This window comes from Microcoleus sp. K5-D4 (assembly GCF_036704575.1).
Classification (GTDB): domain Bacteria; phylum Cyanobacteriota; class Cyanobacteriia; order Cyanobacteriales; family Microcoleaceae; genus Microcoleus.
In genome coordinates this window covers 36,754-53,338 of the sequence record NZ_JAUBSD010000001.1, presented here as the reverse complement: position 1 = coordinate 53,338, position 16,585 = coordinate 36,754, and the positions used below count along the sequence as shown (strand labels likewise).

Annotated in this window: 16 protein-coding genes; 7 read left to right on the top strand and 9 right to left on the bottom strand. The window is 45.5% G+C overall.

Features of this window, described 5'->3' with window-relative positions:
* Nucleotides 1-8: 8 nt before the first annotated feature.
* The 5 genes from QUA77_RS00265 to QUA77_RS00245 all read right to left on the bottom strand — a co-directional run bounded on the left by QUA77_RS00265 (nucleotide 9) and on the right by QUA77_RS00245 (nucleotide 5,725).
* On the bottom strand, nucleotides 9-1,103 hold the full coding sequence (locus QUA77_RS00265) for a Rho termination factor (modular protein) (RefSeq protein ID WP_333448901.1): 1,095 nt from the start codon (nucleotides 1,101-1,103) through the stop codon (nucleotides 9-11).
* 440 nt (nucleotides 1,104-1,543) lie between these two features.
* On the bottom strand, nucleotides 1,544-2,473 hold the full coding sequence (locus QUA77_RS00260; protein ID WP_333072884.1) for a ParB N-terminal domain-containing protein: 930 nt from the start codon (nucleotides 2,471-2,473) through the stop codon (nucleotides 1,544-1,546).
* A 6-nt stretch (nucleotides 2,474-2,479) separates the two neighbouring features.
* Nucleotides 2,480-3,979, bottom strand: coding sequence for an AAA family ATPase (locus tag QUA77_RS00255; RefSeq protein WP_333448900.1), 1,500 nt, complete (start codon nucleotides 3,977-3,979; stop codon nucleotides 2,480-2,482).
* Nucleotides 3,980-4,154: 175 nt separating this feature from the next.
* Nucleotides 4,155-5,207 (bottom strand): fatty acid desaturase, encoded by a 1,053-nt coding sequence (locus QUA77_RS00250; protein WP_333064902.1) that lies wholly within the window; start codon nucleotides 5,205-5,207, stop codon nucleotides 4,155-4,157.
* Between the two features lie 257 nt (nucleotides 5,208-5,464).
* Nucleotides 5,465-5,725 carry a hypothetical protein gene (locus tag QUA77_RS00245; protein WP_333251484.1) on the bottom strand — a complete coding sequence of 87 codons (261 nt, stop codon included), beginning with the start codon at nucleotides 5,723-5,725 and terminating at the stop codon, nucleotides 5,465-5,467.
* Between the two features lie 138 nt (nucleotides 5,726-5,863).
* Between QUA77_RS00245 and thrC the strand changes: the two genes are divergently transcribed.
* From thrC to purU, 3 genes are all read left to right on the top strand, one after another.
* Complete coding sequence (gene thrC, locus QUA77_RS00240) at nucleotides 5,864-6,988, top strand: threonine synthase (protein ID WP_333448899.1); 1,125 nt, start codon at nucleotides 5,864-5,866, stop codon at nucleotides 6,986-6,988.
* Nucleotides 6,989-7,117: 129 nt separating this feature from the next.
* Nucleotides 7,118-7,738: a Uma2 family endonuclease gene (locus tag QUA77_RS00235; RefSeq protein ID WP_333448898.1), complete on the top strand. Its 621-nt coding sequence runs from the start codon at nucleotides 7,118-7,120 to the stop codon at nucleotides 7,736-7,738.
* A gap of 113 nt (nucleotides 7,739-7,851) precedes the next feature.
* Nucleotides 7,852-8,706 carry a formyltetrahydrofolate deformylase gene (gene purU, locus QUA77_RS00230; protein WP_333448897.1) on the top strand — a complete coding sequence of 285 codons (855 nt, stop codon included), beginning with the start codon at nucleotides 7,852-7,854 and terminating at the stop codon, nucleotides 8,704-8,706.
* A 137-nt stretch (nucleotides 8,707-8,843) separates the two neighbouring features.
* On the opposite strand, the gene QUA77_RS00225 is transcribed toward purU, so the two are convergent.
* Complete coding sequence (locus tag QUA77_RS00225) at nucleotides 8,844-9,788, bottom strand: mechanosensitive ion channel family protein (protein ID WP_333448896.1); 945 nt, start codon at nucleotides 9,786-9,788, stop codon at nucleotides 8,844-8,846.
* A gap of 351 nt (nucleotides 9,789-10,139) precedes the next feature.
* Nucleotides 10,140-10,772 carry a hypothetical protein gene (locus QUA77_RS00220; RefSeq protein WP_333037460.1) on the bottom strand — a complete coding sequence of 211 codons (633 nt, stop codon included), beginning with the start codon at nucleotides 10,770-10,772 and terminating at the stop codon, nucleotides 10,140-10,142.
* Nucleotides 10,773-10,901: 129 nt separating this feature from the next.
* On the opposite strand from QUA77_RS00220, the gene QUA77_RS00215 reads away from it, so the two are divergent.
* The gene (locus QUA77_RS00215) at nucleotides 10,902-11,927 is read left to right on the top strand and encodes a YihY/virulence factor BrkB family protein (protein ID WP_333064909.1); all 1,026 of its coding nucleotides are present in this window, start codon (nucleotides 10,902-10,904) and stop codon (nucleotides 11,925-11,927) included.
* 231 nt (nucleotides 11,928-12,158) lie between these two features.
* Nucleotides 12,159-12,821 carry a hypothetical protein gene (locus QUA77_RS00210; RefSeq protein ID WP_333448895.1) on the top strand — a complete coding sequence of 221 codons (663 nt, stop codon included), beginning with the start codon at nucleotides 12,159-12,161 and terminating at the stop codon, nucleotides 12,819-12,821.
* Nucleotides 12,822-12,983: 162 nt separating this feature from the next.
* Here QUA77_RS00210 and QUA77_RS00205 read toward each other — a convergent pair whose 3' ends face one another.
* Entirely contained in the window at nucleotides 12,984-13,214 is a 231-nt protein-coding gene (locus tag QUA77_RS00205) for a hypothetical protein (RefSeq protein WP_333448894.1), read from the bottom strand.
* Between the two features lie 208 nt (nucleotides 13,215-13,422).
* Between QUA77_RS00205 and QUA77_RS00200 the strand changes: the two genes are divergently transcribed.
* Both QUA77_RS00200 and QUA77_RS00195 read left to right on the top strand, forming a co-directional pair.
* Nucleotides 13,423-13,602 (top strand): ribbon-helix-helix domain-containing protein, encoded by a 180-nt coding sequence (locus QUA77_RS00200; protein WP_193973468.1) that lies wholly within the window; start codon nucleotides 13,423-13,425, stop codon nucleotides 13,600-13,602.
* A 68-nt stretch (nucleotides 13,603-13,670) separates the two neighbouring features.
* Nucleotides 13,671-13,847, top strand: a complete 177-nt coding sequence (locus QUA77_RS00195) for a ribbon-helix-helix domain-containing protein (protein ID WP_333448893.1) — start codon at nucleotides 13,671-13,673, stop codon at nucleotides 13,845-13,847.
* A gap of 117 nt (nucleotides 13,848-13,964) precedes the next feature.
* Here QUA77_RS00195 and clpB read toward each other — a convergent pair whose 3' ends face one another.
* Entirely contained in the window at nucleotides 13,965-16,580 is a 2,616-nt protein-coding gene (gene clpB / locus QUA77_RS00190; protein ID WP_333448892.1) for an ATP-dependent chaperone ClpB, read from the bottom strand.
* Between the last annotated feature and the right edge of the window lie 5 nt (nucleotides 16,581-16,585).

Here is a 16,585-nt window from a genome sequence, read left to right as displayed (position 1 = left end):
CTACGCTTTTATTGACCGTCATTTTGTCTGAGAGCCGCCAGAATTTCCGGTCGTTTCATGCGCGCGTAGCCCCGCACTTTCCTGTCTTTGCCGATCGCCTTCAACCGCCTCAGCGAAAGACTTTCGTAGTCTTCTTCTGGGGACGGGGACGGAAACGGCAACTCCAACTGCAACTGCGGTAACTGAGGTTTCTGCTGTGCTTTCGACTGCTTCTTCGGCTGCGTTTTTGACTGCTTCTTCGGCTGTGCCTCGGGCTGTCTTTCTGAGTGAGTCCCTGCGGCTCCCAGTTGGCGGCGGAGCGTTTCAATTTGATTTTTCAGGTCATTTTCTACGTCTTCAATGGCGTCGGAAACAAACTGATTAATTGTTTGGACTGTGCGTTCTAATTTTATTGACAGCAGTCTTTCCAGTTCATCCAACTGTCTCAAAGCACCTTCAAGATTTACCTCAGAAATAACAGCCGATGTTGGCGGACGGTTGCTGCTCGATTGTTCAATTTTTTTAGCCATTTTATCTACCTTTTCCTGAAATGCTTTTTCCACTTGTTCGAGCAAATGCTTAATCTGTTCTATTTGGTTGCGCTCAAAGTTCTGCTCAGTTAGAGCTTTTACGTGCTTTTTTAGCAGGTCTTCATTTTTTTTAACAGATTGTTCTATTTGTTTTGTTAGACTATCTACCTTTTTTTGAAATGATAGCTCAAATTGTTGCAGTAGAGTCTCAATTTGTGCTGTTTTAGGAGTCGGTTGCGGAGCTAAATGTTCCATTTCTGCTTGAGCAACAGCTACCTCCTCGTCGGTCATTTCAAATACCCACGCCCACATTTGCTCGGTGCCGAGTTCTTTAGCAACAATACACCAATCTGAGCCGCAGACTACTTCATATTCTTCTTCGTTGCTGTAAGCTTCGGTAGGGCGTACAATTAAAGGAATTAAGTTGCTGCCTTGCTCGATCAGACTTCTCCTGAGAGCTTCGCGGCGTTCGCGAGGAATTTCGCCCCGATGAGGCTCTGGTATGGCAATTTGGGAAGTGTAAATCTGAGTGTGACTAATTGGCTTAATCCGCAAATATTCAACTATTTGGTTTTGATCGGACGATCGATCCATCTTGTTACAAGTCCCCTTTTGTCATGAAAATCTGATGTGTAGGTATTTATGTATGTTTGCACTTTACAGCCGGCGTTTTAAGGGATGCAGGACTAACCCAAGAACTCAAATTGTAAGGTGCGAGACAAACACCTTACCCAGACCGTGGTAAGTTAAAGGGTTTCTTGGGCTGAGTCTTCCAAGTCTGCGATCGAACTCAGTTATCTGGAGGAGATATGGCGTTGCTGCTGTACCTGTGCGAGGGGCTGTGCGGTGACAGCCCGGGCGATGGCGTCCCGCCCCGCAAGCTACGACAAAAGTTACTGCAATTCCTAAAAAAAGCGACTGTGAAGAGTTTAACTGGCTGCGGGACACCAATGATCCACTGCTTTACTCATCTTTACTTATTTTGGCGTCTGGGCGATCGGGCTGGCGTTGCGAGTTGCCACAGGAGTTGCGAGTTATGAGTATTTTTGCCACTTATCAATTATTTTAATCATTGTTTTGTCGGTTAACCCTTCAATACGTTTCACCGCACTTGTAAATGACACAAACGGCTGCACATCTCGTTCTTTGATTATTCGGTCGATTATCTGAGACTTCAAGCCAGCATCTTTAAAATTAGCCAACAATTCAGATTTAGTTAGAGTATTGAGTGCTTCCAACGCCGACATTGATTCGGAGGCTACGTTTTCAACTTCTGGTCTCTTCTCTACCACCACTTGTTTTGCGGGTGGCGACTCTGATTTCAACTCATTAATTCTGTTTGCTAACCCAGTTTCAACTAACAGAGGTACTTGTTGTAAGATTCGGTTTTCAAGTTCTTGTATACTCTGGGCTAAAACTTTTTTGTCGCGGGCGTACTCGGCTTTTAATTCATTAATTTGACTGGCAAACTGGGCTTCAATATTTGTTAGTCGCTGTTCTAAACTAGATGAATCTTGGGGAGTTTCATTTTCACATAAATTAGGGACTTCGACCAAAGAAACCGGGTTTTTTATTGAATCGGCAGGCTGCGACGAAGTATTTTCGTACAAAAACCCGGTTTCTGGGTTTTCAACTAAATTCTCAGTGATTGGGGTTTTTCTGAGAATTTCAAGTTGTTCGAGGAGAAGCTCTTCATTTTCTTCTTCCAGGATGAATGCTCCGATTGTCTCGCCTTTAAGAGATTCTATTTCCTTTGCTCTCACCGCCGCGTAGTATTCAAAATCTCCGTCTACTATCTCGTAGGCATCCATACCGTTGCGGCGGACAATTATCGGATTAATCAACCCTCCTGAATCTAAAATTAGTCTCGCTAATTTCTCCAACTCAGGCTCGGCAAAATTGGAACGGGGAACTGTGGATGTAATTCTTTTCACTGCAACCAGTGACGGAAATAATTTTTTCATGAGTTTTTACTTACCTATTTTTTCCAAAACTTCTATTGCTAGCATTTCAAATTCTTGGGAGGCGATGGAATCTGGCTTAAAGTCCAGCACTGAAATCGGATCTGCGATTTCCATATTTCCCACGATTTGCATTTGTTCTGCACACTTTGCTAAATCGTCTCTCTCGTAAATTACGCTGTCCATGATTTCCAGGCCGTAGCGTTTGGGAATTGCATCCCTCCGCTTGGGCAAACTATACTGTACAAATTTAGTATTAGTTGAGATTTTGCAGGGGAGTACGCCTAAAATTGCGATCGGCTGTTTGCCGATTATTTTCCTGAATGCGTTAACTTTTTTGATAAAATCCTTGACATTAACCAATCCTTGATTGGCAAAAGGTTTTAAGTCAGAAGGAATAATTAAATAATCCGCCGTAATTAGGGCAACTCTGGCGTAAAAATTCAAAGAGGGCGGCGTATCGATCAGTACAATATCATATTTATCCTGTGCTACTGCTAGTTTCTGAATTAAAATCAGGCGACTGTAATCTAGTTGATTGAATTCGGTTTCTTCGTGCATCAAATTGATGTGGGAAGGAATCACATCAATTTCTGGATGGCAAAAACTTGACTTGCGAGCTACTTCTTCGATCGAAAAAAAGTCTTCTGATTGCAAAACTTGAAGAATATTATTATCTTTCAAATCATCTTGTTCTTCATCCTCAAATTTGACTAATCCTGTGGCAAAGGTTGTATTAGCCTGACTGTCTAAGTCTATCACCAAGACTCTCTTACCTTTCTTGCTCAGCGCAGCAGCTAAATTGACTACTGTTGTAGTTTTGCCAACGCCGCCTTTATTGTGGTAAACTGCAATAATTTTCATACTATTTTGGATTTTTGGGGGAACGGTTACATCGGATTTAACTTGAGGCTTAACTGAATAGTTTTCAGGGATTTGTTCCGGTTCTGAGATTTGACTTGGCTCAGGTTCTGCGGTGGCGGGATTGTTGGGCTGTACTGCGACTTCGCTAATTAACTCAGGACTAACGAAATTAATTTTACTATCTTCCAGCTCGAGATTATCGGGATTTTTTATAAATTTTAAACTATCTCTGCCAATTAAAGCGATAATTTCATCAATTCTATTTTCAAGGTCTTTTCCAGCACACTTAAAAACTAGCTGAATATTATCGGCGACTCTTTGGTAAATTCTAATTTCTTTACCGTTAGTTATGAGTCCGTAGCGGATGCTCAAACTTGTTAAATAGCGATGGAGTTTTCGCAGGTGGCGGTCTAAATTTTCTTTCGGATGTTTTGCCTCCATAACTACACTCATCGGCGAGTCTGCATCGACAACTATGGGGATAACTTGGGTGGCAAATGAGAGGAAGTCTAGACGAATATTCCCAAATGCGATTTCTTGGTGCCAAGTGTCGGGCGTATAACCTAACTTTGGTAGCAGATAGCTGACAATGAGTTTGCTTTCTACTTCGCTTTCGTTGCGACAGTTATTGGGATTGAAAGTCATTCGATTTTAGATTTTAGATTTTAGATTGGGAATGACTGATTTAATCATGGTACGGATTGTGATATTGAGAGTAGGGCGCGCATTCCGCCCCTTACAAATGCTATGGATTGTAATATCGAAAAACCCGGTTGTGTTTGACAAACCGGGTTTTTTGGGGATTAATCACGCTTCAAAACTACTTTGTTTGAGCGTTAAATTCCTGCAATGTCTGATAGCCGCCAGCCGGATCGTATAGGTGACAGTTGTCGGCAATCCGCTTCATTAAAGACCAAGAAAATTCTGTTTCGTACAGATGATCTTGCCAATTTTCCTTTAAGCTGCTGTGGGCGAGGCGCAAATTGTACCAGGGAATAGCAGTTGAAAGGTGGTGGGGAACGTGCACGTTAATGTCGTGGCACAGAAACTCTACCCAGCGGGGATAATCGCAGTGAACAGTTCCCGATAGTTGCGCTTGGGCTTCGTTCCATTCTTCGGGTTCTTTAAATGAAATGTCTGGTGCTGTGTGGTGGACGATCGTAAAAGTGCTCATCCAGAAATGGTAAACCAGCCAGGGCATCAACCAAAATTTGACAAATCCCCAAATGCCTGTGGTTGCAATTAAAATCGGGAATCCGATCGCAGCACCGATTAAAACTACAAAAACTGAAAACCGCACTTGTTCTTGTTTCTGTTGTCCTTTGAACCGCCACCACATAAAGTGCACTTTTGCCCAGTGGGCGATCGAGCCGATCCACCACATCCGACCGAAAATTAAACTATAAGCTATTTGTAAAGCCTTGGGAGCAGCAGCGTAGTCTTCTGCTGTCATCGGTTGCCAAGCATTATCTTCGCCAATTTTATTGGTGTGCTTGTGGTGATAATTGTGTCCGTGCCGCCATGCGTGAAACGGATAAATTAACGGCAGAAATGCGATATGTCCGACTAAATCGTTTACCCAGCGGCGGTTAGCAAATGACCGATGACCGCAGTCGTGCCCGATCACAAAAAAACCGGTTAATCCGGTTCCTGTGAAAATCCACATTAGGGGTAGTAGAAACCAAGGAGAGACTGCTATGCCCCAGTAACCGACAGCAACTAAAAGAACGTTGACGATTACTTTTGTCCAAGCTTTGCGGGGGTTTTTGGCGAATACTTCCCGCGGCAGGGTTTTGAGAATATCTTTCAGGCGCAGGTTGGAAGTGTCACTTGCGGATGTCAAATTTAGTGGTTTTTCGATCGATGCTGTCATAAACTGATTTCGATTCTCCGTATGCCATGAGGATGGCTTAACAAATTAGCGCAATAAAAAAGCGCCGTAAAATGTCAGCTCGTTGCCAGCAAGCAGCAGACGAGTTGAGCTGTAGGCAAGCGCGTTTTAGCAAAAGCTAGCGATCGCTATCCGCAGTTAGGAATTTCTAGCACTTTTGGCAAAAAACACTGCGGGTAGCAAAACATTCGTTTTTATAACACAGGGCCAGGACAATTAGCATTAGCGACTGTTGTCTGCTAATTGCTGTTCCTGCCAGAAATGGGGTCGATCTCCCGCAAGCCAGCGATCGAGCGCTGTTTGAGGCTTTGCACTTCCAGCAGCAAGGATTCGATTTCCGCTTGCAAGTGCAGGAACTTAACTTGCTGATCGGCTTGGTAGGGGCACTTCACTGAATTTACTTTGCGGGCAAAACTGGTCGATAGCGTAGAAGAACTAGCCATTTCGGGATTGCTCGCGGTAACTTGAGGCCGGGAAAGAGTCGATGAATTATTTGACATTAGTAATTGGGTAGACATATCTACACATTCACACCATTAAGTTACTTTAACCTGAACCGATCGTATTAAACATCAAATTAACCGATCGAGCTAAAATTAGTGTAAATTCTTCGGCCATTGCCTAAAACCATTGACACCGTGACCCTGATTCTACCTGCTACTGACTCTGCTGCTAACTCTGCTGCCCGCGCCGCCGAGCCGAAACGCTACGGCTGGCCCGGCTTGATCGAAGCTTATCGCCCCTACCTGCCGGTGACGGAAACCACGCCGGTAGTGACCCTCCAAGAAGGCAATACTCCCCTGATTCCAGCACCTGCGATCGCCTCTATCATTGGTCGAGACGTGCGCGTCCTGGTGAAATACGACGGACTCAACCCCACTGGTAGTTTCAAAGACCGGGGGATGACAATGGCGATTTCCAAGGCGAAGGAAGCTGGTGCCAAAGCAGTAATTTGCGCCAGTACCGGTAATACTTCGGCCGCCGCCGCCGCCTACGCCCGACGCGGGGGGATGCGAGCTTTCGTGTTGATTCCCGAGGGTTACGTGGCTTTGGGCAAGCTGGCGCAAGCTTTGCTTTACGGTGCGGAAGTCATTTCGATTGGCGGAAATTTCGATCGAGCCTTAGAAATTGTCCGCGAAATGGCCGTTAACTACCCCGTGACTTTGGTAAATTCGGTGAATCCTTACCGATTGGAAGGTCAGAAAACCGGAGCTTTTGAAGTGGTGGACGCTTTAGGCGACGCCCCAGACTGGCTGTGCATTCCCGTGGGAAATGCGGGAAATATCACAGCATACTGGATGGGTTTCTGTCAATACCACCAAGCCAAAAAATGTTCGCGCCTGCCGCAGATGATGGGATTTCAAGCCGCCGGGGCTGCACCGTTGGTGACGGGAGAACCGGTGGTGCACCCGGACACCTTGGCGACGGCAATTCGGATTGGGAATCCGGCTAGCTGGAAACAGGCGATCGCAGCTTCCGAAGCCAGCCGCGGCAGTTTTGCCGCAGTCACCGACGCCGAAATTCTGGACGCTTACCGTTTGTTGGCATCGCAGGAAGGGATTTTCTGCGAACCGGCGAGTGCAGCTTCTGTGGCCGGCTTGCTGAAGGTGAAAGACCAAGTTCCGACTGGGGCGACGGTGGTTTGCGTGTTGACTGGTAACGGTTTGAAAGACCCGGATACCGCAATTAATCACAGCAACAATCTGTTTAAAAGCGGCATTGCTCCGACTTTGGATGCAGTAGCTGGGGCGATGGGATTTTAAAAGAAGGAAGAGGGAACAGGGAAGAAGGAAAACTCTTTGTCATCTTCTCTCTCTTCTCTTCCTCTGCGTCCTCTGCGTCCTCTGCGGTTCGTTAAAAAAATTCTTAATTCATCACCAGGAGCAAACAGAATGGTTCAATCACCTGCCAAACTTCTAAGTGTTGATGAATTTATTGCCAACTTTGGCGACAGCGAGCGTTACGAACTAATCGATGGTGAATTAACCGAAATGGAACCAACGGGGCCGCACGAACAAGTATCCGCCTTCCTGGGGCGAAAACTCAATGTAGAAATCGATCGTGTGGATCTACCCTACTTTATTCCCCCTCGCTGTCTTATCAAACTATTAGGAACAGTAACAGCGTTTCGCCCCGACGTACTTGTAGTAGATCGAACTCAACTAATTAATGAACCTTTGTGGCAACAAGAACCTGTAATTACATCGGGAAACTCAATTAAACTAATCGCTGAAGTCGTCAGCACCAATTGGCAGAACGACTACGCCCGCAAAGTTGAAGATTATGCAATGCTGGGAGTGCCTGAGTATTGGATTGTGGATTATCTGGGCATTGGCGGCAGAGAATATATTGGCAAACCCAAACAGCCGACAATTACGATTTGTATTCTGCGAGAAGATGAGTATCAAAAACAGTTGTTTCAAAAGAGCGATCGACTGATTTCTTCACTCTTCCCAGACTTGCAGTTAACCGCACAACAAATCTTCGGAGCAAGCAGTATTTTAAATTCCTGATTACCAAACGGCGGTAGTTCGACTAACAGTAAGCTGCGTAGCGTACACCCTACAGAATAACTTCAAAGAGCTTGTATGCTGCGGAGCGTCAATAAAACTTTAGCGATTATACAATGACCAAGCCTACTGCAACCCTTTTAATTGCCTGTCCCGATCGCAAAGGACTCGTCGCCTTACTTGCCAATTTTATCGCCTCCCACAACGGCAATATCATCCACGCAGATCACCATACAGATTTTACCGCTGGATTATTTCTGAGCCGACTCGAATGGCAATTAGATGATTTTGACTTAACCACCGAACAAATAACACCTGCTTTTAGTGAAATTGCCAAGGACTTAGAAGCCAATTGGCAACTGCATTTCTCCCAAAAACTTCGACGGCTTGCGATCTGGGTCAGCCGTCAAGATCATTGTTTATTAGACTTGATTTGGCGACAGCGAGCGCAAGAAATCAGAGGTGAAATTCCGCTGATAATCAGCAACCATCAAAATTTAAAGCCTCTTGCCGCACAATACGGTATCGACTTTGAGTATATTCCCATTACTAAAGACAATAAAGCTATTCAAGAAGCACAACAGTTAGAAATTATTAAAAAATATAATATTGATTTAGTAGTTTTGGCTAAATATATGCAAATTTTGAGTCAAGACTTTATCAGAAAATTTCCCAATGTGATTAATATTCACCATTCATTTTTACCCGCGTTTGTGGGTGCAAATCCTTACGAAAGAGCTTATGAAAGAGGGGTAAAAATTATCGGTGCAACAGCCCACTATGTTACACCCGATTTAGATGCTGGCCCGATTATCGAACAAGATGTTGTGCGCGTCAGTCACCGCGATGAAGTGTCTGATTTGGTTCGCAAAGGTAAAGATTTAGAAAGGGTTGTGTTAGCAAGAGCCGTGCGATATCATTTACAAAATCGTGTTTTAGTTTACGGCAATCGGACTGTGGTTTTTGCTTGAAAATTAGGCATCCTATTAATCCTGGTTTGTTACTCCTTCGATCGCTCGGCGAGTGATATCAATTCCGGTTGCACGATCGAAGTGCAGCGAATCCCAAAGTTTGCTCAGCTTGACATTTGGCATGACTGGTGATGCGGTTAAGATTGTCCGTTGCCGTCTTGTTGCGATCGCCCTTGAGCCACTTTTGGCACAGATCCGCCAATACTGCGAGGTTTCGGAACTTTACTTTTACCAGCGGGCCATCCTTCGCGCTGCTGGGAGCGATCGCCATCGGTTTCTTCGGTTTGGTCGTGAAACAAAATTTGTCGCGTGGGATAAGGCAAATCGATGCCGTTTTCCACAAGCTTTTTTTTAATAGCACAAATTACCTTGTCGCGCGATCGCATATCGTCAATTCGGCGCGGCGGAGCAATCCACCACCGAACACGGATCTTGACGGTACTTTCTGCTAGCTCAAGCACCAGCACATCGGGTGCAGGATCTTTCAACACCTCCTTTACGCTGTACAATGCTTCCAGCATTAACTGCTTGGCGCAATCAATATCGTCGCCGTAACCAATACTAAAATCGTATTCTGTGCGGCGTTTATCGAAAGCGGTATTCACTGTCACCGAATTCGTAAACAATTCGGCATTTGGAATGACAATCCGGCGACCATCATAGGTTAAGATTGTTGTAGCGCGCGTCTCAATATTTTCTACCGTTCCCTCAAAGTTTTTAAACACAATCTGGTCATCGATTCGGAACGGTTCCGTCAACAGAATTAAGATACCGGCTAAGAAGTTTTGCAAGATATCGCGAAAGGCAAAACCAATCGCCACCCCGCTAATTCCCAGCAGTTGCACCAAATCGCCAGCTTTTAATGTGGGAATTACAATCGAAAGAGAAATAAATAGACCAACTAGAACGATCGCACTCTGGGCTAACCGTCCTAACACCAGCCCCAAATTTCGAGCTTGGTGGTGGTGGCGGGTAACTCGCCTGACTACTCTCTTAATTTGCCTACCCACAAAGTAAAAAATTGCAAAGACAATTAACGCCAGCACAATATTAGGCAGCATGATCATAAAGCTGTCGATCATGCTCTGAATCTTTTTCCAGACTATGGATATCTCTGCCTTCATGAAGTTTCCTCGCCGATCAGTCGTTGTCGATAGTAGTAAAATTTAGCTCGATTAAGTTCTATCTAAAGACTGTAGATTGGTACGACGCGAGGCAGATTTTTTGGCAGTTTTCAAAATTTTGAATGCGGATTATATGTTGGCATCTCGTACAGTTACATCGATTAGTAAACCCTCTGTTGGTGCGGAATAATAAAGAAGCCGATGAATTAATGCCGCTTAATTTCAGGAAAAACAAAAACAAGGAATCCCTGACTAAATTCCACCTGCCGATGGTAATCGCCATGCTGGCACTTGCTGAATTTTTAACTCCTAATTCCCAAACGGCGGTAAATCGAGTAACTGATTTTTAGAAGGTGGAAGCTGGGCGGGATTTTTGCCTGGGGCGGAAGTTTGGCGGATTTCCAGAGCAGTTTCGCCAGGATTTGCAGTGCGAGTAGGTACTATTTCCAAAGAATATACTGTCTCGGTTTTTGCAGGGGCAGGATTTTGGGCTTTCGTGAGCAAGTCAACGGCATCTCCGAGGGCGCTAGTTAAATTTTTGCTAGTTTCGGCGTGACGGGCTTCTTCTTGTTTGAGGGCTTGAGTGAGTTGTTTAACTTGTTCGATCGCCCGATCGCGCTCTTCGAGAACTTCTGCTAACTTAGCTTTAAGTTCGCCTACTGTTTGCAGTTGTGCGATTTCCTGCTGGCGAGCCACCCCAGCATCATCACCTTGGGGCACAATGGGGGAAAAATTTTGTAACTGCTCTATTTGTGCTTCCAGAGAAGCGATGATTTGCTGAGTTAATTTGGCATCATTCCGCCGCTGCTCGGCTTCGGTATTGTAAAGTTGGCGCCACTGAGCCGCACTTTCACCGGCCTCATCTCGATCGCGCGAAACTTCTGTTAACTGCTGTTGCAGCCGCTTGATTTCATCTAACCACTGTCTGACATCCTGAGCCATATTGATTTTAGATTTTAGATTTTAGATTTTAAATTAGCAATGGCTTAATTAAGTAACGCTCCTTATTTCCAGTTGCGCGATCGTCCTGCATCCATTTTGCCTTTTCTAGTTTCCCCTCTCCTGTGCGCTATGAACATTTTTTACTGGTTGCGCTACCTGATTTTAGCTTTGTTTAAGGCGCTTTTAAGCTTGCTTCGAGCTCTCAAACGGAAATTTTGGGGTTTTTGGCTGTTTTGTCGGTGTTTGACTTGGGGCACGCTCAAGGAAGTCGGCGCGAAGGCAGGAGAACAGCGTTTGCCGGGGCTATCTGCAGAAATGGCCTACAATTCTATGCTGGCGCTGTTTCCGGGGCTGTTGGCTATTTTATCTGCGATCGCCCTCTTTGAACCTTTGCAGTCAACACTTTATCAAATCGCCCGTCTTTTGGGCGAAATTATACCCGATGACGTGCGGAAGTTGATTGGTGGCTTAATCAAAGAAATTCTGTTAACTCGGAGTAAAGGGCTGTTTTCAGTGAGCTTTCTTGGGGCGATTTGGGCCTTTTCTGGAGTAATGAGCGCGGCGATGGCTGCACTCGATCGCATCCATGAAACCCCGATCGCTCGAACTCGACCATTTTGGAAAGCAAAACTTATTTCTCTGGCGCTGAGTGTCGGCACAATTATACTATTGATTCTGGCATCGGGAGTAGTATTTGTCAGCGACTTAATTGTACAAGCTATTGCCCGCCAGAGTTGCCTGCTGGAGTCCGTCGCCAATTGCGATTTAAAAGATGTCCAAAATTGCTTGCTCCTCGCCGGCAATTGCCCTTTAGAGTCGCAATTGTTAGGTGTTTGGCGGCTGTGGAGGTGGCCGATTTCTTTGGGAATTGTATCACTGGCTTTTGCCTTTATTTACCGCTACGGCCCTAGCCGCCGTCAACCAGATATTCCTATTTTGTCGGGAGCTATTTTTGCTGCTATTTTGTGGGCGCTATTTTCAGCTTTATTTCGGTTTTATGTTTTGCATTTAGGCAATTACACGTGGACTTACGGCACAATCGGAAGTTTTATTGTGTTGCTGCTATGGCTGGATATTTCTTCTTTGGTGATGCTGATCGGCGCTCAGTTGAATGTGACTGTGGGAAAGGCTATAAAACAATCAAAATTAAAATAATTTTTTAATTTTGAATTGTTAATTGTTATTTGCCGGATGCTGGTTTACCTACGGAGTACAGTGCTGAGGATGCCCGCAACAAAAGACAGAAAAATCAGTATCCAAATGACACCACCGGGAATGAATGTCAAGAGGCCAACACCTCTGAGAATCCAAACTAGGAGGGTAAGGCCCAGGATAGTCAAAAAGATGCGGGTAGATAGTCGCATTTGAAATCTAGGAGAATTAGTCATGTTGAATGTTAAAGTTTTGTCTGGATCAATGATAGCTGTTTTATTGGCGATCGGCAGTTACCTCACCTTAATTTCCACTCCCGGTTCCACTGTTGCGCCTGGGGCTACAAATGTGCTGGGAGATGCAGCAAATGCTGCTCAAAAAACACCTTCTGCAAATTTAACAATTTCCGATCGCACAATTGGAGTGGCGAAGGTGGGGATGACTTTCGGAGGATTGAAAAAGGCTCTGGGTTCCACAGCGCAGTTTAAAGTTCAGTCTCCTTTTATGGTAGACTTTGATGCTGTGGCTGTCAGCCAGTCGGGAAAAGTGCAGTATCGGATTATCTATGCTGCGGGTACAAAGCTAAAAGATACCGATGTCATTGAACTTTTGATGACTGAAAATGCTAATTATAAAACAGTTCAGGGCGTCGGGCCGGGAATGACTTTGAAACAAGCAGAGGCAATTTACGGTAAGGCTACTTTATCTTATAACGTAGATAATGAAATGAGAGAAGGGGTTGTATTTGCCAAGCAACCAACTAGAAACATTATGTTTGTTCCCAAGGCTGAAGGGAAACAATTTGCGGGAGTTTATGGCGCTGGTCAAGGGGGATTTTATCAGACTAATAAGTATCAGCCAAATGCTGTGATTCGATCTGTTATGGTGCGGAAGTAAGTTAGTAGAGACAGCCCAACAGATAACTCGGCGATTGAAATCGCTTCTACAGAAACTATCGTCCCAGCAGAGGGGGACTCAAGAAAGGAAAGACGATCGCACTTATCAAAAAAGTGCGATCGCCAATGTTTAGTTAACTGAAACCGCTGCGAAAATTACCATTTATAACGCGCTGGCGACGGGATTGGAAGGGCAGCCCAACGCCGATAAACGGTGACTGTCCCCACTGCGATCGAACACAACCTCAAACTTAACGTGGGGTATAGTTTGTCGCAGAAACTGAAAATGCCCGTCTGCGTCGGAACGATTGCGGAAGCGGGCAACAACAATCCATTGCTGAGTCGGTAACAAACGGGCGATCGCCCAACAGCACAAGCGTTCTTTGTACGTCATAATAGAATCCGTCTCCAGTGAATTGTTGGAGCCAGAGCCAGCCCGGAACCTTGGACAGTAAGGGGCTGGCTTTTGACTGTTTACAGGTCGCATTATAACACACAATGACGTACAATGATTTAAAATAACTTAAAATGAAATATTTTTATCGGTCTTAACTCAAAACAGCGTAAGATGGACTGTATTGAGATTTTTTGTAGTGCAACGAATGGCTTCACGGGGAAGAGTTACCGCATACCTACCAGAGGAAATTCAAAAAGCTCTGGAAGAATGGGCAGAAGAAGAAAGCAGATCCGTTAGCAGTTTGACAACTTACCTGCTGACGAAATCTGTTAGAGAGCGCCAAGAGCAGAAAAAGGACGAATCGCGGAGCGATCGCCCGAGTTGAATTTGGGCGATACTGAAAGGTGTTGGAGTGTAAGATTGAAGACAATTGAAGTAAAACCATGCCAGCCCATGCCTTCACGAATGCGAGTCACAGTTACACTTCCAGAAGACGTTCATCAAGCCTTGTCCGAAGGGGCCGAAGAGGAAGATAGAACGCTCGCAAACCTGCTTTCCCATGTGGCAGCTAAAGCAGTCAGAGAACGCCAAGAACAGAAAAAAGATAAATCAGAAAGCGATCGCCCTTAAGAACGATCGCCCGCAATCCTATCCGCGTCCATCCGCGTCCATCCGCCTACATCTGCGGTCAAAAAAAGAACCATCGCCTCAAAAAAATAAGGTGGGCCGCAGCCCACCCTACTCAAATTATTTCGCAGTCACCAACTGAGCCGGCAGCCGCTTAAACGCCAACCTTTCATTCTCGATATCCACAAAAATGGTATCGCCGTCAGCAAAATCTCCCCGCAAAATACCCTTCGCCATTTGCGTTTCCAACTCGCGTTGAATTCCCCGCTTCAATGGCCGCGCACCGTAAACCGGATCGTAACCAATTTCTGCTAAGAAATCGATCGCAGATTCCGACAATTTCAGAGACATTTTGCGATCGGCTAACCGTTTTTCCAACCGCTTCACTTGCAACAGCACAATCTGCCGCAGTTCCGTCTTACTCAAACCGTGGAAGATAATCATCTCATCAATCCGGTTCAAGAATTCCGGGCGGAAAGTTCCCCGCATCGCTTCCATCACCCGACTCCGCATTTGTTCGTTATCTCCGGCCACATCTAAGATGTATTGAGAGCCGACATTCGATGTCATAATAATCACAGAATTCTTAAAGTCTACCGTGTGACCTTGAGCATCGGTAACGCGGCCGTCATCCAGAATTTGCAGCATGATGTTGAATACATCCGGGTGCGCTTTCTCGATTTCATCGAATAGAATCACCGAGTAAGGACGGCGGCGCACAGCCTCAGTTAATTGTCCGCCTTCATCGTAGCCAACGTATCCCGGAGGCGCACCAATTAACCGCGAAACCGCGTGTTTTTCCATGTATTCCGACATATCAATTCGGACGATCGCTTCTTCCGTGTCGAACAGATAAGCCGCTAATGCTTTCGCCAACTCAGTTTTACCAACACCCGTGGGGCCGAGGAAGATAAAACTCGCAACCGGACGATTGGGATCGGCTAAACCTGCGCGCGATCGCTGAATTGCATCTGCAACCGCCGTCACCGCTTCATCCTGTCCGATTACCCGCTTGTGCAGTTCATCTTCCAAGTGCAGAAGTTTCTGCATTTCCGATTCAACCAACTTGCTAATCGGAATTCCCGTCCACTTGGAAATAATCTCGGCAATGTCACCTTCTGTGACTTCTTCCCGCAGCAAAGTTTTACCTGTGGTTTGAGTTGCTGACAGTTGAAATTCAGCTTCTTGCAGTTGTTTTTGCAATTCTGTTAACTTGCTATATTTCAACTCAGCAGCACGGTTAAGGTCATATTTTAATTCAGCTTGCTGAATTTCAATATTCACCTTATCAATCTGTTCTTTAATCTTTTGAATGCTGCCGATGACACCTTTTTCCGATTGCCACTGGGCATTCAAAGCGCTTTGCTGTTCCTTGAGGTTTGCTAAGTCTTTTTCCAGTCTTTCCAAGCGTTCGATCGAAGCCGCATTGCTTTCTTTTTGCAGAGACAGTCTTTCCATTTCTAGCTGCAAAATCCTGCGGTCAATTTCGTCTAGTTCTTCCGGCTTGGAGGTAATCTCCATTTTGAGTTTAGCCGCTGCTTCGTCCACTAAGTCAATGGCTTTGTCTGGAAGGAAGCGATCGCTAATATATCGAGTAGACAAAGTAGCCGCCGCCACTAGGGCGCTGTCAGAAATTTTAACGCCGTGGTGAACTTCATACCGTTCTTTCAAGCCCCGCAAAATCGAGACAGTATCTTCAACTGTCGGTTGGTCAACATAAACTTGTTGAAAACGGCGTTCTAGTGCCGCATCTTTTTCGAGGTACTTGCGGTATTCGTCGAGAGTTGTAGCGCCGATACAGCGCAATTCTCCCCTAGCTAACATGGGTTTCAGTAAGTTACCGGCATCCATCGAGCCTTGAGTTGCGCCAGCACCGACAACGGTGTGAATTTCATCGATAAATAAGATGACTTTGCCGTTGCTGTCGGTAACTTCTTTGAGCACCGCTTTCAAGCGTTCTTCAAATTCTCCCCGGAATTTTGCGCCGGCAATTAACGCGCCCATATCTAGGCTAATTAATTGTCTGTCTTTGAGAGATTGCGGCACATCTCCGGTGATAATTCGCTGGGCGAGTCCTTCGGCGATCGCAGTTTTGCCGACTCCCGGTTCCCCAATCAATACCGGATTATTTTTGGTGCGACGGCTCAAAATTTGAATCGTGCGGCGGATTTCGTCATCCCGTCCGATTACCGGATCGAGTTTGCCTTGACGCGCGGCTTCTGTCAAATCTCGGCCGTATTTTTCCAGCGCTTCGTATTTGCCTTCTGGATTTTGATCGGTCACTTTGTTCTTCCCTCGGACTTGGGTAATGATATCTTTGAGCTTGGCTTCATCTAGTTTAAATTCTTGCAGCAGATTTTTGCCGAAACGATCGTCCTTAACGTAACCTAGTATCAAATGCTCGATCGAAATAAATTCATCGCCGTAGTCTTTGCGATAAGTTTCGGCGCGATCGAGCAAAGTGTCGAGAGAACGACCTAGATAAACGTTGCCGCCGCTTCCAGTGATTTTCGGCTGACGACTGATAAACTCATCAGTGCGATCGCGCAATTTTGCTACAGAAACTCCCGCTTTGTTAAATAAGCTGCTAGCAAGCCCTGATTCTTGTTCCAGCAAAGCTTTCATTAAGTGTTCGCTTTCTAGCTGCTGCTGCTGGGCTGCTTTGACGATTTCGGGGGTGCGGGCGAGGGCTTCCCAGGCTTTTTCGGTAAATTGGTTTGGATTATTCGGTTGCATAAATT

What these genes read in the sequence shown, in the direction of transcription:
- QUA77_RS00265 (WP_333448901.1), bottom strand. Translation starts at nt 1,103, where the DNA reads ATGGATCGATCGTCCGATCAAAACCAAATAGTTGAATATTTGCGGATT.
- QUA77_RS00260 (WP_333072884.1), bottom strand. Translation starts at nt 2,473, where the DNA reads ATGAAAAAATTATTTCCGTCACTGGTTGCAGTGAAAAGAATTACATCC.
- QUA77_RS00255 (WP_333448900.1), bottom strand. Translation starts at nt 3,979, where the DNA reads ATGACTTTCAATCCCAATAACTGTCGCAACGAAAGCGAAGTAGAAAGC.
- QUA77_RS00250 (WP_333064902.1), bottom strand. Translation starts at nt 5,207, where the DNA reads ATGACAGCATCGATCGAAAAACCACTAAATTTGACATCCGCAAGTGAC.
- QUA77_RS00245 (WP_333251484.1), bottom strand. Translation starts at nt 5,725, where the DNA reads ATGTCAAATAATTCATCGACTCTTTCCCGGCCTCAAGTTACCGCGAGC.
- QUA77_RS00235 (WP_333448898.1), top strand. Translation starts at nt 7,118, where the DNA reads ATGGTTCAATCACCTGCCAAACTTCTAAGTGTTGATGAATTTATTGCC.
- purU (WP_333448897.1), top strand. Translation starts at nt 7,852, where the DNA reads ATGACCAAGCCTACTGCAACCCTTTTAATTGCCTGTCCCGATCGCAAA.
- QUA77_RS00225 (WP_333448896.1), bottom strand. Translation starts at nt 9,788, where the DNA reads ATGATCGACAGCTTTATGATCATGCTGCCTAATATTGTGCTGGCGTTA.
- QUA77_RS00220 (WP_333037460.1), bottom strand. Translation starts at nt 10,772, where the DNA reads ATGGCTCAGGATGTCAGACAGTGGTTAGATGAAATCAAGCGGCTGCAA.
- QUA77_RS00215 (WP_333064909.1), top strand. Translation starts at nt 10,902, where the DNA reads ATGAACATTTTTTACTGGTTGCGCTACCTGATTTTAGCTTTGTTTAAG.
- QUA77_RS00210 (WP_333448895.1), top strand. Translation starts at nt 12,159, where the DNA reads ATGTTGAATGTTAAAGTTTTGTCTGGATCAATGATAGCTGTTTTATTG.
- QUA77_RS00205 (WP_333448894.1), bottom strand. Translation starts at nt 13,214, where the DNA reads ATGACGTACAAAGAACGCTTGTGCTGTTGGGCGATCGCCCGTTTGTTA.
- QUA77_RS00200 (WP_193973468.1), top strand. Translation starts at nt 13,423, where the DNA reads ATGGCTTCACGGGGAAGAGTTACCGCATACCTACCAGAGGAAATTCAA.
- QUA77_RS00195 (WP_333448893.1), top strand. Translation starts at nt 13,671, where the DNA reads ATGCCTTCACGAATGCGAGTCACAGTTACACTTCCAGAAGACGTTCAT.
- clpB (WP_333448892.1), bottom strand. Translation starts at nt 16,580, where the DNA reads ATGCAACCGAATAATCCAAACCAATTTACCGAAAAAGCCTGGGAAGCC.